The following is a 15,544-nucleotide window of genomic DNA, read 5'->3' as shown; positions in this document are numbered from 1 at the left end:
GGCGGCGCTATTTGGCCTGGTTCAGGCTGTTGCTGATCCCCTGGTCGAACTCCTCGGCGTTCTTCTTGATGCTGTTGAACATGTCCGAGAAGTCCTGGATGCCCTTGACCGCGGCCTTCAGGCTGGTGTCGAAGTTGTTGTAGGTGTTCCGGATGACCTCGCTGGACTGCTTGAAGACCATGCCGTCGTCGACCAGGGTGTTCACCCGCGTGCGCAGGTTCTCGATCATCGGGGAGATCTGGTCGTGGGCGTTGGTCATCAAGGTGGTGACCTCGACGATCTTCGGGTAGTCGAGGTTGATGCCGTCGTACGCCATTGCTGCGCTCGCTTTCTGGTGGGGAACAGCGGGAATCAGGGGGGCTACTCGTCGTCGTCGGCGTTGGCCGCGACGCTCTCGGGCGTCTCGACCCACTCGGCCGGGGAGCCGTCCGGGTTGTTCGGGCCCCGGGTGAACTCGCTCCAGGTGCCGTCGCTGTTGGTGGTCTTCATCGTGCCGCTGCCGTTGCTCTGCAGCTGGGTGTCGTTGTGGACCGTGCTGCCGTCCGGGTACTCGCTGTCGGTGATGATGTGGTGCCGGTCGTCGCCGTACGTCGTGACCGAGTGGTAGGTCTTCCCGTCGTAGGTGACCGTGGTCTCCTCGCGGGTCACGTTGCCCTTGTCGTCGACGTCCAGGTGGGTGTGGATGTTGCCGCGGTCCGTGGTGATGGTCTGGTCCAGCGGCGGGTGGTCCCCCGGATTCGTCGCGCTGCAGAAGTCCGGCCGGTCCGCGACCGGGCCGGTGCACTGGTCCTGGTGGGCCTGGTAGTAGTCCCACTGCGACTTGTCGCGGTAGTAGTTCGACAGGGCGAGGTTGCTGTTGGTCGCGTTCATCCCCTGGGAGATCTCGGCATCGAACTGCAGGAAGGCCTCGCCGACCGAGCCGAACGAGTTCGCGAGTTCCTTGAGGCCCTTCTCGGCCTTGGTCATCGTGCCTTCGGCGTTCGAGTGCAGGTCGGTGATCGCCGACGCGATCGTGCTGCTGCCCAGGACGGTGCCGTCGTCGTACGCCAGCGTGCTGAACAGGCTGTCGTCCAGTGTCGGCTTGATGTTCCCCGCGAGTTCTTCCAGGTCGACCTTGGCGTCGTTGAGCAGGTTGTAGTCCATCTTGAGTTTGTCCGGCACAACCCCTCCTCGGCGTCGGGTGGTTCCGTACTGACCACGCCGCAGCGACGGCCCGGGTTCATTTCGATCTGAACCCGGGCGGTGGGTACGGCGTGGTCTGGGTAGAGGCACCGGATCGGACAGGGAGGGAACGCATGCCACGGCCGAGCGACTGGGACGCCATCGGGCTGGGCGGGGACCCGACCCCGGGCGATCCCGAGCAGATCGGTCAGCTGGCCGAGGTGCTGCAGAAGCTCGGCGGCAAGGCGCGGGAGATCTTCAACGCCATCGAGTCGGTGATGAACACCAACAACGACAGCGTGTTCGTCGGCGCCACCGCGGACGCGCTGCGCGGCAAGGTGGACGGCCGGTTGCGCGGGCACGTCGAGGACGTGGCGAACGCGTTCGAGACCTCGGCGCAGGCGCTGCGCGACTGGCGCGGTGTGGTCGAGGAGCAGCAGCGCAAGGCGGACGCGGCGCTGAACGCCGGCCGCGGCCTGGCCGAGGACGACCCGGACCGCGAGACCCAGAAGGGCATCGCCGAGCAGGCCGGCCGGGACCAGTCCGACCAGGCGTCGACGTACGCCGGCCGGATCAACGGCGTGTCGGACATCCAGTTGCCGATCTCGGAGTGCGAGGCGTTCTGGGAAGCGTTCAAGTGGCTGGCGATCATCCTGATCATCCCCGCGCTGATCTTCGGCGGCCCGATCGCGCTGCTCGCGCTCGGCGTCAACCTGGCGTTGTTCATCAAGACGATCGTGGACGTCGCGAACGGCGACGCGACGTTCCTGGACCTGTTCCTGGCCGGCCTCGGCCTGATCGCGCCGACCACCAAGGCGCTGCCGATCTTCAGCATCCTGAAGGGCATCGCGAAGGGGATCGGCGCCGGCGTCAAGGGCATCGCGAACACCTTCCGGACCGTGTTCAGCAAGGACTTCCTGTTCAACAGCCTGCTGGTCGGGCTGAAGGGGATGCCGATGCTGGCCAACCTGGCGATCAAGGAGACCGGGCTGTTCGTGGTCTCGAACATCCGGAACTTCGCGATCACCACCGGGCAGTTCGTCGGCCGCTTCGACAAGATCGCGCTCGGTGCGTTCAACTCGTTCAAGTCCGGGATCACCACGTTCCGGCCGGGGTCGATCCTGACCGGCTTCCAGACCGCCTGGAAGGGTCTCACCACCTCGAAGTTCGGGCAGTTCGTCAGCGCGCACTTCGGCGGTCTGCAGTGGACCCGGATGATCCTCCCGGTCGCCGCCGACGAGATCCGCGCCTTCAAGGCGCTCGGGCTGTCCAACTTCCAGGCCTTCACCCAGGCGCTGAAGGTCGGCGTGGTCGGCCGCGGAGTGTTCGCGCAGAACGTCTTCGGCCTGCCGACCGTCGGCGCGATCGGTCGCGGGATCGGCGCCATCCCGATCGAGACCGGCGCCGGCGCCGGGGCTGGGAAGACCAGCTTCCTGCAGCAGCTGATCAAGCCGGAGATCCGGATCCCGTCGGTGCACATCAACAGCATCGGGCTGGCCACCGAGGGCGGCTTCAAGGGCGGCCAGGTGTTCCACGCGATCGACGAGCTGCACCTCGCCCCGATGCAGAACATCGGCGGTACCAAGATCGGGGTCAGCGTGCACACGCCGACCACGGTCACCACCGGCGGCGTCCACATCCCCGCCACCGCCGGTACGCCGAGCGCCGTCAACGTGATCACGAACATCCCGTCGCCGCACATCGGCACGCCCGCGACCAGCGGCACCAACGGGATCAACGGGCTGGTCCAGGGCCTGCCGAACCAGGGCCAGATCGGTACGCCGGTCCTCAACGGCGTCAACCACGCGATCCCGGCGCCGGTCAACGGTACGACGGTCACGCCGCACATCAACGGCACCCAGATCGCGCAGCCGGTGAACGCGAACGTCGGCTCGTTGCACATCTCGACGCCGGGCACGACCAGCATCAGCGACCTGGTCGGCTCCGGGCTGCGGAACAACCCGCCGACGATCTCCTCGCACTTCGCGACCACGATCGGCGAAGGGACGTCGCACGGCTTCCAGGCGAACCACATCCGGCTGTCGATCGACGAGATCGTCAACCTGCCGACGTCGTCCGCGCACGGCGGCACGCACGCCGTGAGCACCCCGACTGTCGACCGCGTGAATGCCGCGCTCGATCTGTTGACCGGCGGCCCGGCCAACCTGAAGGTCGGTGCCCCGGGCAACCTTCATGTCGACACGCCGACGGTGGGCGGTGCGCAGAACGTCGCCGCGCCGCCGGCCGCCCACGTGCAGCCAGTCGGCGTACCGAAGTCCGACGTACCGGTCCAGCCTGCGCTGCAGACGGGCGGGACGCCGGGCGTGCCGAACTCGCCGGGCGTGCCCGGCGCCGGGTCCGGTGGTCATTCGTTCACGCCGGGGAAGACCGAGATCCCGTTGACCGGGCTGCCGGATCATCCGGGGGTCGTGGTGAAGGTGGAGCGGTTCGAGGGCGGCGTGACGCAGTTCAACCTGCACGGCGGCGGGCCGAACGGGCGGCTGGATCCGCTGAGCGGCGGCCACGTGCGGTTCACCGACACGTCGACCGGTACGACGACCCGCTTCGACAGCAGCGGGATCGTCGTCGACCAGGGCGTCCGGCTGACCAGGGCCGACGGGCTGCCGCGGATCGACGACCGTGTGCTGATCAAGCAGCCCGACGGCCAGTTCCGGGTCACCAGCCTGGACGGCCACGTCGTACCCGAGCATCTCAACGTGCGTCAGCTGGACACCGGCGGCGTGCAGATCCTCGGCAAGGACGGCGCGAGCTGGCACTACAGCGCGAACGGCAAGCTGGAAGGGCAGAACGCCACATCGTCCTGGAACAGCGATGCCGCCGCGAAGGCCGGCGTTTTCCGCAAGCCCGGCGACACCGACGCCGCGGTCAACGCGCGGATGGACGACTTCACCAGCGTCCAGCGGGCGCAGCAGAACGTCGACGTCGCGCACGAGAACGTGGCGATCCACGGCGAGCGCGCCGACGGTCCGTCGACCGCGCCGTCGGTCGGTGAGCAGGTGCACCTCGACCTGCACGCCGCGCAGAACGATCTGGCCGCGGCGACGAACGCCTTCGAGGGCAAGCACGGGGTCAGCGCCGACGGGCTCCAGCAGCAGCTCGACACCGTCGTCCTGGACTCGTTGAAGGAGCGTCCGCGGCTGCTCGGCGGCGGAGGCCGGACGTACGACCTGCCGGGCAACGCCGGTGTGCACTTCCAGGTCAGCGGGTCGAAGGTCGTCATGGACGGGCCGGGCGCGGAGGCGTTCACTCCGGTCGTCACCGGGCGGTCGCTGACCATCAGCGGGGCGGACGGTCACACGTGGTCGTACCGGCTCGGTTTCGGTGGCAGCGCGAACCTGGTCGGTGAGTCGTTCCCGTTGAAGGGTGGGCTGTTCGGCGGGCATTCGGTCGCGCTCGAAGGCAAGCTCGGCAGCCTGGACCACGGTCTCGTGGTCGACGGCGCCGGCAAGCAGTGGCCGGCGAAGCTCGTCGACGACTCGCTCGTGGTCGGGTCGCCGCAGGGGCCGATGCGGTACGACCTCGACGGCACCTTCCGTACGACGGACGTCACCGCGACCGGGCACCTGCCGGCCCCGGTGACACCGTCGCATCTGACCGGGACGGACGCCGTTCGGTGGAGTGCCCAGGTCGATCTCGCGCGGACGCATCTGACGGCGGCCTCGTCGGACAAGGCGGTCGAGGCGGTGATGCGGGACGTAGTGGGCGGGTCGTTCACGTCCAAGCGCGGTTTCGAGGGGTTCGTGAAGCCGAGCGCGCTCGAGGGCGACCAGCTGATCGCGAACGTCCGCCGGTTCGACAGCGTCACCAAGGACCTGCTCTTCAAGGGGCCGACGGACAACATCACCGTGTACCGCGGCGTGTCGATGGATCCGCTCAGCGCCAAGGCGGACTCGTTCGTCGAGCGGTTGCCGATCTCGACGTCGAACTCGCTGGAGTTCCAGCACGTCTGGGCCAAGAACGGGGTGCAGTCGAACCGGGTCGTGTTCGAGATCGACGTACCGCCCGCGCACGGGAAGCTGGTGATGGCGTACCCGGACCGCTACGACTTCAGCGGTCAGGCGAAGGCGTGGAACCAGAGCCAGGCGGAGATCACGCTGTCGCCGACGACGCTGGTACGGACCGGGCCCGATCGGATGGTCGGGGACCTGCGGATCGTCCCGGTGCGGGCCGAGCAGATCCCGGCCGAGCGGTTCGACGAGGTGATCCGGGCGCAGTGGCCGGGGATGTCGTCGGACGTCGCGTTCACGGACTTCGTGAAATCGTTCGAGCTGGACAATCTGCGCAAGTTCGCCGGGCTGGAGGATGTGGCGAGCCGGTCGGTGACCAGTGCGGACGGGCTGATGCACACGGTGCACGTGACCAAGCCGCGCTTCAGCGGTGAGGTGACGATCACGGTACTGCGCAACGAGCAGGCCGACTCGGTGCGTGTGACCGTCGCGGTGGATGGAGTGAACAAGTTCGATCGGAGCTGGAGCCGGCAGCAGTTCGCGACGCTGGCGACGGATCTGCGCGGGCATGTGCTGCACAACAACGAGGAGACGTTCGCGAACCTGGCCCGCCCGGCCCACTGGCCGAAGGCGTCCGGCGCGGAGGCGCTACGCCTAGCCTGGGAAAGCGACTTGGCTGCGAAGACCGCTGTTTTCCGCGTCGGCGACGAAACAGACGCCGTCGTCAACGCGAAGATGGCCGACTTCGGCGCCATCCAGAAGGCCCAGGCAAAGGTAGACGCCGCCCTGGACGACGTCGCCCTCCACGGCCACCGCGCCGACGGCCCCTCCACCGGCCACACCGTAGGAGACCAGGCCCACCTGAACCTCCGCACCGCCCAAGCCGACCTGCAGGCCGCAACAACCACCTTCGAGTCCAAGTACGGCCTCCAGGTAGCCGACATCCAAGCCCAACTGGACACCCTCACCACCCAGTCCCTCAAAAACCGCCCCCGCCTCCCCGGCGGCATGGACGGCCGCACCGCCCCGGCGCCTGCCGGGACCGGGCACGCCGCCCCCGCACCTGGGACGACCGGTCATGGGGCGCCGCCGCCCCCGCCCCCACCGCCTCCGGGCGTGGGGCACGCGGCTCCGCCGGCTCCGCCTCCTCCCGTTGGGACCGGGCACGTCGGCGGAGGGCGTACCGGGCCTGCTCCGGAGCGGACGCAGCAGACTGCTGCGCCGGGCTTCCGGAAGGAGTTCGACGGGGCCTCGTACGGGAGTGAGAGTGAGCTCGGCGGGTTCGTGGTCGCGATGCCGGAAGGGACCAACCGTACGTTCGCCTTCGTCAAGGAGGTCGGCTCGGACGACCCGCTGATCATGGTCACCAAGGACATGAGCAACGGCGTCTACCGCAACCCGGACAACCTCCCGCAAGCATCAGGCGGCAACTGGCGGACGCACACCGTGGAGCTGGTCAGCTATCCGGCCAAGGTCGGCGACAACGCCGGGATCGCCGTCCGCGACGAAGCGACCCAGTTCCTGCTCGACGTGTTCAAGGGCCGGATCAGCCTCGCCAACCACCGCCCGATGGAGCCCGTCATCTCCCCGGACGGCCGTTTCGCCCTGCAGATCACCAACGACCGCCATGTACTTGCCAGCGGCAACGGCATGCACCTGGACGAACCCGGCTCGGTCACCATGCCCCCGGGCGGCCAGCAACTGACAGTCGGCGTGAAGGCAACGGACTTCAGCGGCGCCGCGAGCAACGACCTCCGCCTCCTCGACAACCCCTGGTACCAACCCGAGTTCGCCGCCGACGACGCCCTCCGCGCCGTCTCGCACCAGCTCGACAACCCCCAGCAGGTCGAGAACGCCTACACCTACCTCAAGTCGATCATGAGCTTCACCGCGAAGCAGGTCGACAAGCACGGCATCCCGATCGGCGACTACCCCGGCAAGGCGCCGTACCGCGGTCTCACCGACCCGGCGGTGAAGAACGACTGGGCCGTCCTGCCCCGGACCCGCCCGAACATCGTGCTCGAGTCCCTCACCGGCCCCGACCGCGCCGCAACCCTGAAGCTGCTCCGTGAAACCCCGCCGGTCGGCGACGCCGCGATCTGGAAGGAAGTCCGCCAGTACCTGCTCGGCGGCGGCGAGGTCGCGGGCCACGGCATCAACAACGCGACGATCGCCGGCGAGAAGGCCCTGCTGTTCGAGTTCCGGACCGTTCCGGACGGCCTGAAGCACCTGGTCCCGAAGCAGGCCGCACCGGTCGTCAACGTGACCGACACCCTGGCCGGTCTCGGCCCGCGCCGCGCCGACGTGGTCCGGCAGCTCGACACCGTCCTCAGCGACCCGGCCAACCGCGCCGACTTCTCCAGCTGGTTCGGCGAGCTGAAGCCGAACCTGGCCGGCCGCCCGCCCGAGAAGCTGATCGGTATCGCCAGCGCCGCGCAGAAGGCCGAGTGGCTGATGACCCACCGCCCGGTCGCCTGGCAGGGGCTGGTCCAGGAGCCGGTCGTCGTCAACATGGTCCACACGGTCCACACCCCGCCGCCACCGCTCCGTCAGCACCAGCTGACCGGCGCCTTCGACAACCACACTGTCGTACGACCGACCGGAGCCCGGCCGCACATCACCGGCCCCGACGCCCGCTTCTTCGAGGTCCAGGACTTCGGCGCCAACGGGTTCCGCGTCATCGGTCCGGACGGCCAGACACAACGCTTCGGCGCGGACGGAGCCAAGCTGGGTGAAGGCCTCGTACTGCGGGACCCGCGCGTCACCCGCTTCACCGAGGGCACCCACCTCGTCGACGCGCAGGGCACCACGATCCCGAACGTCCGGGTGTTCAACGTCCAGGGCGGCGGCGTCCGGATCGTCGGCCCACACGGCCAGATGCAGCGGTACGGCGCCGACGGCGCGCATCTCGCCAACGGAACGGCGCTCAACGACCCGTTCCACCTGCGCGGCTCGTTCTTCACCGAACCCGACGGCGCGGGCGGACTGCGCGCGGTGGACCTGAACGGCACCCCGCTCCCGCACGCGACCGTCGAGCACCTGCCGAACGGACAGTTCCGGGTCGCGGACAACGCGCTCGGCGACGTCCGCTGGCACGGCCAGGACGGCCTGTACCGCGGCTCCGGGATCCGGGTCGCGGACCCGGCGCACCCGGGCCAGGTCTTCCTCTACCACCAGCTCGGCCGCGAGCCGGTGCTGCTCGACAACACCGGCGCGCAGCTGCCGGGCACCGTCACCACCTTCGAGGGCGGCTTCCGGGTCACCGAGGCGAACGGGATCGCGCGCACCTTCGACGACGCCGGGATCTACGTCGACCGACGCATCCCGCTCGGCGGCGGACCGAACCCGCAGCAGCTCGTGATCCACGACGTCGACAACCACCTCACGCTGCACGACCCGGGAGGCGCCGGCCGCACCGTCGAGCACGTCCAGGGCGGCGGCTACCGGGTCGTTGACGGCGGCAACTACTACGTGTACGACGGAAACGGCACTTTCCTGGCGCACGGTCACACCGTCAACCTGCCGGGAGAAAACGGATTCCTGGAGATCGCCGGGACGACCGGGCGCCGACTCGACGGCAATTACCAGCCACTGCCGGGCCGGACGGTCACGTTCGACGCGGCGACAGGCGAGATCACGGTCACCCGCGCCGGCGGACACGACGTGTTCGACCAGCAGGGCGTCGTACTGCGCGAGGTCACCGACCTGGACGGCCACGGTCTCGGCGCCGGCACCACCCGGGTCACCCGCGACCAGAACGGCGTCGTCACGCTGACCGACCGCAACGGTGTCGCCGTACCGACTCCGCACCGGGTCACGATCGACCAGCACGGCGGCGTACGGCTCGAGATCGACGTCCCCGGCAGCCCGCGGAACGGCGAGTTCCACGTGTTCTCCCGCGACGGCCATCTCACCGAGCAGGGCTTCCCGGTGGTCCGCAACGGCCGCCCGACCGAGTTCACGTACGTCGTCAACCGCACCGACAACACCTGGCGCCGCGTCGACCAGGCCCACCAGAACGGCACCGGCAGCTTCCAGCACGGCAAGGTCGACATCGTCGGCCTCGACAACGGCCGGATCCGGTTGCAGAGCTCGACCGCCAAGGAGGTCGAGGTCTTCGAACGGCGCTGGCTGCCGGACAACACGATCCTGGACAGCTTCCGCAGGACCGACACCCTCGGGTACGGCGCGTTCGACCGCCGGACGACGTGGGCCACGTACGACGCGAACGGCGCCCTGACCAACTGGGGCAAGCGGCACTTCGACACCGGTGGGTCGGCCTGGCGGGACTACGACCACCACGGCAACTCCGTCCGCGACTACCAGCAGGGCCTGCAGAAGTACGCCAACCCGATCGCGGAGCAGCCGACGCCGTTGGGCAAGGCCGACAAGGAGATCACCGGTCACGTCCTCGCGATCAAGGACGGCCGGGCCTGGACCTGGCACCGCTACGACGCGCAGGGCGTGCACATCGCCGACGGGAACCGGACGCTGGAAAGGATCGGGGAAGGCTGGACCGACATGGTCCGGGTGATGGAGGACGGCAACGAGGTGACCCGGGTCGCGCAACAGAAATGGGGCACCTGGCACGGGCCGGACACCGCCCGGCAGTACCAGGAGTTCAAGCTCGAGGCCGGCGCCGCCCATCCGACCCGGTCCGGCGAGTTCGAGGTCCGCTCGCCACAGCTCAAGTCGGTCGGCAAGGGCGAGCTGCTCGACAACGGCGCCCTGCTCAAGACGGTCCGGCAGGGCGACCAGCGGCCGCCGGCCTGGGTACGGCAGAACTTCCTCGACAACCCGCCCACGGTCGGCAGCGTCGCGCACATCTCCGGCGACAACCGGTTCCAGATCTTCCGCTGGGACACCTCCGGCGAGGGTATCGCCGGCGGGCGCGGCGTCCGGTACGTCGGCGCCGACGAGTCGGTCGTGGACGTGAACCTCAACGGCGAGTTCGTCCGCTCGAAGGGCACGCTGCACGACGGCACCGAGCTGAAGGTCGGCGATCACGCGACCACGCCCGGCACCGCGCACCCGAACTCGACCACGCCGTGGACGGCGGGTGACGTGAACGGCTGGCGGGTGTTCGACAACAACAACGGCTGGCAGGACGTCGCGGAGGTGGCCGGGCTGCAGGGCTGGACGGTGGTCCGCGAGAGCCACCCGGGCGGCGCCGTCCGCGAGTACCCGCGGCCCGCCGATCGCAACATCTGGGTGCAGCGCGACGCGCACGGCAACCTGGTCGGCAGCTCGCACCAGACCCCGACGCCGGTCGGCGGCAACCATCGGTACGTGGTCGCGACCGGCGCGGCCGATTCGTCGCGCTGGCGCTGGCAGGAGCTCGACCACCACGGCGTACAGCTCGCGGGCCGGGAAGGCGACCGCTTCCACTTCAAGGGCTCCGGCGACGAGCGGATCAGCTGGGACGACTCGTTCCGCGACTTCGATGCCGCCGGCAACCTGATCCGCGACCGGCACCTGCTCGACGAGGGGCGGTACGTCGAGTCGTGGCAGGACGGCAACGGGTGGAAGGTCGGCGAGTTCGACAAGACCGGCGTCGAGGTCGCCGGCAGCACCCGGCTCGACCGGCAGTGGCTGGCCGCCGACGGGACCTGGCAGCAGAACTGGACGGCCGGCGGGCAGCATTTCCGCGACAGCCTGCCGCCGAACGGGCAGGTGCCGGCGCAAGTGCTCCGCGAGACGCCGACCCACGTCGGGGACGGGCGGCCGATCCGCGTCCGCGAGTACCAGCTCGACAACGGCCGGACCGATCTGCGGCAGTGGAAGGAGTTCGACTTCGACAAGGTCGTCCGCGAGCGGGTGGCCTCGGGCAACAACTTCCTGGAGACCGACAAGATCCACGGACAGTGGAAGCTGTACGACCAGCAGGGCGGCGTGATCGGGGAGCGCTCCGACAACGGGCTGGTGTTCGAACTGCGGGACGGGCGTCTCACGCTGACCGGCAACGAGTTCGATTTCCGCGGCGCGCTGACGGAGTACCGCGGCTGGAACTCGCGGATCGGCGACGCGCAGCGGCAGCCCTGGCTGATGCAGTCCGACTGGACGCTCGCCGACAAGACGCTGACCCCCGGCGGCAACGCGTTCCGCGAGGCGAACTACGCGCCGTTCTCGCGGTTGCTCACGCAGAAGGTGCTGCTCCAGGTCGGGACCGAGTTCCTCCTGGACTACGCGGCCAGCTTGATGATCCTGGGCATCGTGGCGGAGGCGCAGAACAAGCCGTTCACCGGCGACGACGCGCTGAAGGCACTGATGAACGGCGCTGTCGGCGCGACGCTGAAGACGGTCGCCGGTGCGGCGCTGACCGAGTCCAAGCTCGGCGGATCGCTGCGCACCCTCAAGCAGAGCATGGGGAACCTGGACGGCGGCAAGCTGATCACCAAGCGGCCGAACAACAACGACGCCACCTGGGGCGTCGAGTGGGCCGGCAACACCAGCCCGGTGCGGTGGCGCGGCGGCATCTTCGACTACAGCCTGAACATGATGCTGCTGCCGCTCACCGGCTTCGTGAACGGGACCATGAACGCGGCGATCTTCGGCGTCCCCAACGCCGACGGCAAGACCGTCAAGCTGTCCGGCTGGGAGGCCGTCGGCGAGGGCGGGATCGCGGTGCTGTCCGGGTACGCGATCGCCAACAGCCTCGGCCTGGTGAAGCTGATCGGCGGCAACTTCGGGGCCGGCCGGTTCTTCCAGAAGGGCGGCGTCGCCGACATCGTGCTGACGATGCCGCTGCGGCTGTTCGAGAAGGGCGTCGGCGGCGTGTTCCTGGCGCCCGCGATCCGGGCGTCGATCAACCCGTCGTGGTATCAAGTTCCGCTGACTCTTCCTCCGGTCGAAGGAGCACCGTGACCAACCGCTACGTGGCCCCGCGCGGCCGGGGGACCTACCGCCGCATCTCGGACGCGCTCAAGGCGGCCGCGCCCGGCGACGTGATCGTGGTGAGTGCCGGCGAGTACGCCGAGCCGCTCCGCCTGGACCGGTCGGTCGCCGTGGTGGCCGAGCCCGGCGGCGACGTGACGCTGGTCGGCGTACCGGGTGAGCCGGCCGTGGTGGCCGAGGGACTCGAGTGCTCGCTGCGGGGGCTGGTGATCCGGGCCGTCGGCGAGGACGGGAACACGCCGGCCGTCGGCGTCGCGCCCGGCGCGGGGCTGCTGCTCGACGACTGCACGATCACCGGCGGCCGGATCCATGCCCGAGGCAACGAAGGCGGGCAGAGCTCGGACCTGAGCGGGTACGGCGTGACCACGCTGATGCTGCGCGGGTCCCGGGTGCAGAAGGGCCGGCTGGCCGCGCTGCACCTGTCCGGGCGGGTCCTGGCCAAGGTCGAGGACTCCGTCATCGACACGATCGACGGGATCGGGGCGGTGCTGTCCGGCCAGGCCTTCCTCGACGTGTCCCGGCTGCGGCTGCGGACGACCTCCGGCTACGGGTTCCGGCTGCGCGGGTCGAGCCGGCTCGAGGTGACTGACGGCGTACTCCGGCAGACCGGCATGGCCGGCGTACTGCTCGAGGACTCGTCGACGGCCGCGCTCACCGACGTACGGATCGAGCAGGCCGGCGGGCCCGGGATCCACGTGACCGGTACGGCGAAGGCCGAGTTGACGGACTGCCGCGTACGGAACGCGCGGGCGAGCGGTCTGGTCGTGCAGGACCAGTCGGACCTGACCGGCTCCGACTGCGTCGTCGTCGACGCGGGCGCGAACGCCTTGCTCGCCGCGGATTCCGCGACCGCGACACTCGTCGACAGCCGGTTCGACCGGTCGGTCTACAGCGCCGTCCACCTGACCGGTACGGCGGTGGTGCGGCTGACGGACTGTCTGGTGCGCGAGGGCGCGGAGCACGGCGTCCACGCGACGGCCTCGTCGCGGGTCGAGCTGACCCGGTGCGGCATCAGCGATGTCGTGCTGACCGGGCTGTCGGTGGTGGACGGCGCGACCGGCGAGGCCGTCGAGTGCCGGATCAGCGGCGGCGGGACCGGCGTACACCTGGCTTCGGGCGCGGCAAGCGGGCTGCGTGGGTCGTCGGTCGGTGGGACGGCCGGGACCGCGATCGAGCTGGCGGGCGCCGGTCTGGCGACGGTGGACGCCGTCCGGGTGAGCGGGTCGAAGGCCGCCGGGATCGTCGTCGGGGCCGGCGCGGCGGCCGAGGTCGTCTCGTGTGCGATCGAGGACTGTGGTGGTTCCGGGCTGGTGGTGTGGTCCGGGGCGGCGCCGACGGTCCGGGCCCTGCGCGTGGCGGGTGTGGCGAAGAACGGGATCTACCTGGCGGAGAAGGCGGCCGGGAAGTACGCCGACTGCGATGTGAACGGGACGAAGTATCCGGCGCTGCATCTCGGCAAGGCGGCCGCTCCGGTGTTCCAGCACCTCAGGGTCCGGGACTGCGTCGACGCGGTGGGGCAGGAGGACGGGGCGAGCCCGACGTTCGAGGACTGCACCGTGGACGGCGTACCGATGGTCGCGTCGGCCCCCGCCGTCGCCGCCGCGCTTCCGGACGTGACGACGACGCCCGCGACGCTGGACGAGAGCATGCCGCCGGACGACGAGACGCTCGAGGACGTGCTCGCGGAGCTGGACGAGCAGGTCGGCCTGGATCGCGTGAAGCGGGACGTCCAGTCGATGGTGAAGCTCATGCAGACGGTCCGGATGCGGCAGGAGGCCGGTCTGCCGGCGCCGCCGCTCTCGCGTCACCTCGTGTTCGCGGGCAACCCCGGCACCGGCAAGACGACGGTCGCCCGGCTGTACGGGCGGGTGCTGAAGGCGCTCGGCCTGCTGCGCAAGGGCCACCTGGTCGAGGTCGACCGGACGGCGCTGGTCGGCGAGTACGTCGGTCACACCGGGCCGAAGACGACCGCGGCCGTGAACCAAGCGCTCGGCGGCGTGCTGTTCATCGACGAGGCGTACTCGCTGGCTCCCGTTGGTATCGGCAACGATTTCGGCGCCGAAGCCGTGGCCACGCTGGTGAAACTGATGGAGGACCACCGCGACGACCTGGTCGTGATCGTCGCCGGGTACGTCGGTGACATGTCCCGGTTCGTCGGCTCGAACCCGGGCCTGTCGTCGCGGTTCACCCGGACGCTGATGTTCGAGGACTACACCGCCGCCGAACTGGTCGCGATCGTCGAGCACCAGGCCGGCGGCCATCAGTACGAGGTCGCACCGGATGCCCGTGTCGCCCTCGCCGACCTCTTCGAGCGGATGCCGCGTGGCGAAGGGTTCGGCAACGGCCGCTCCGCCCGCCAGGTGTTTCAGGCCATGACCGAGCGCCAGGCCCACCGGCTGTCCGAACTCGTCGCGCCGACCCCTGAGCAGCTCGTCTCGCTGGTGGCCGCCGATCTGCCGACGGACGGTTCTTAACAGTAGATCGTGTGGTCTTCACAGAAATATTCGTGCGAAGTGCTGACAGTTCGCGGTAGATCGCTTACCGTCGGGCGCTATGAACAATCTCTCCCGCCGTGGGTTGCTCGCTGGTGCCGGTGCTGTCGTCGTGGCCGGGGCCGTGGGTGCGCCCGCCTCCGCCAGTCCGTTGACCCTGACTCCCACGCGGCGGTTCGCGCTCGACGGGCCGGGCGGCGAGTTGTTTCGCAGCAAGCCGCTCGCGGACGTCACCGTGATGCAGTCGATCGCGTTCGACAACGAGAACCAGCGGCTGTTCACCGGGCAGCTGCGGGCGGGCTCGCCGTCCAGCAGCGGTGATCTGACGCTGACGCAGCTGACGCTCGCCGGTGACGTCGTCGGGCACATGTACCTGAGCGGCTTCGGCCACGCGGTCTCGATCGGCGCGGAGGCCGTCGGGCGGACGACGTACCTGTGGACCGAGACCGACGTGGACACCGCGAACGCGCGCGGCCGGCAGATCGCCCGGTTCCGCTGGGAGGACGGCGCGACGCTGACCAAGGACTCGCCGGGGCTGCGCAGCTGGAAGCCGGTCGCGGACGGTGCGGTGTTCACGCCGTCGGTGGACCAGCGGCACGGCCGGATCGGGATCCGGCACACGCTGGCCGACGGGTTCCACATCAACGTGTACTCGCTGGCCGCGGCGCGCGCCGGGGACTTCTCGCGGGTGCTCGCGTCGTTCAAGCAGCCCGCGATGACGGCGGGCATCGACTTCCAGGGCTGGGCGCTGTACGGCTCGTACGTCTACCTGTGGGAGGGCGAGGCGTACGCCGGTACGCCGGACCCCGCCACGGCGACGTCGAAGCTCTGGACGTACGACATCACCAAGGGCGAGGTCGTCGAATCCGTGCAGATCCTGGACGGCGCCGACCTGGTCTACCGCGAAGCCGAAGGTGTCGGGGTGCACATCGATCGTCTCGGCTGCCCGCGACTCTGTTTCGGCTTCGCCTCCGGCGTGACCGGCGACCGTCGGGCCAACCTCTTCTACCGGAGCAGAATGGTGTAACC

The 15,544-nt window shown here is 69.6% G+C and carries 5 protein-coding genes; 3 read left to right on the top strand and 2 right to left on the bottom strand.

Going from position 1 to position 15,544, the window contains the following annotated elements; translation table 11 throughout:
- Positions 1 to 7 precede the first annotated feature (7 nt).
- Both ABZW60_RS09200 and ABZW60_RS09195 read right to left on the bottom strand, forming a co-directional pair.
- Positions 8 to 316, bottom strand: a complete 309-nt coding sequence (locus ABZW60_RS09200) for a hypothetical protein (protein WP_355475228.1) — start codon at positions 314 to 316, stop codon at positions 8 to 10.
- Positions 317 to 360: 44 nt separating this feature from the next.
- Positions 361 to 1,161, bottom strand: a complete 801-nt coding sequence (locus ABZW60_RS09195) for a hypothetical protein (RefSeq protein ID WP_355475227.1) — start codon at positions 1,159 to 1,161, stop codon at positions 361 to 363.
- Positions 1,162 to 1,295: 134 nt separating this feature from the next.
- Here ABZW60_RS09195 and ABZW60_RS09190 point away from each other — a divergent pair, with 134 nt between their 5' ends.
- From ABZW60_RS09190 to ABZW60_RS09180, 3 genes are all read left to right on the top strand, one after another.
- The gene (locus ABZW60_RS09190) at positions 1,296 to 11,993 is read left to right on the top strand and encodes an actin cross-linking domain-containing toxin (protein ID WP_355475226.1); all 10,698 of its coding nucleotides are present in this window, start codon (positions 1,296 to 1,298) and stop codon (positions 11,991 to 11,993) included.
- Positions 11,990 to 14,497, top strand: a complete 2,508-nt coding sequence (locus ABZW60_RS09185) for a right-handed parallel beta-helix repeat-containing protein (RefSeq protein ID WP_355475225.1) — start codon at positions 11,990 to 11,992, stop codon at positions 14,495 to 14,497. The genes ABZW60_RS09190 and ABZW60_RS09185 overlap by 4 nt, the downstream gene beginning before the upstream one ends.
- A 79-nt stretch (positions 14,498 to 14,576) precedes the next feature.
- On the top strand, positions 14,577 to 15,542 hold the full coding sequence (locus ABZW60_RS09180; RefSeq protein ID WP_355475224.1) for a hypothetical protein: 966 nt from the start codon (positions 14,577 to 14,579) through the stop codon (positions 15,540 to 15,542).
- Positions 15,543 to 15,544: the final 2 nt, after the last annotated feature.

The sequence above is a fragment of the Kribbella sp. NPDC003557 genome (genome assembly GCF_040610805.1).
Classification (GTDB): Bacteria; Actinomycetota; Actinomycetes; order Propionibacteriales; family Kribbellaceae; genus Kribbella.
This window is presented reverse-complemented; position numbering and strand designations above follow the sequence as displayed.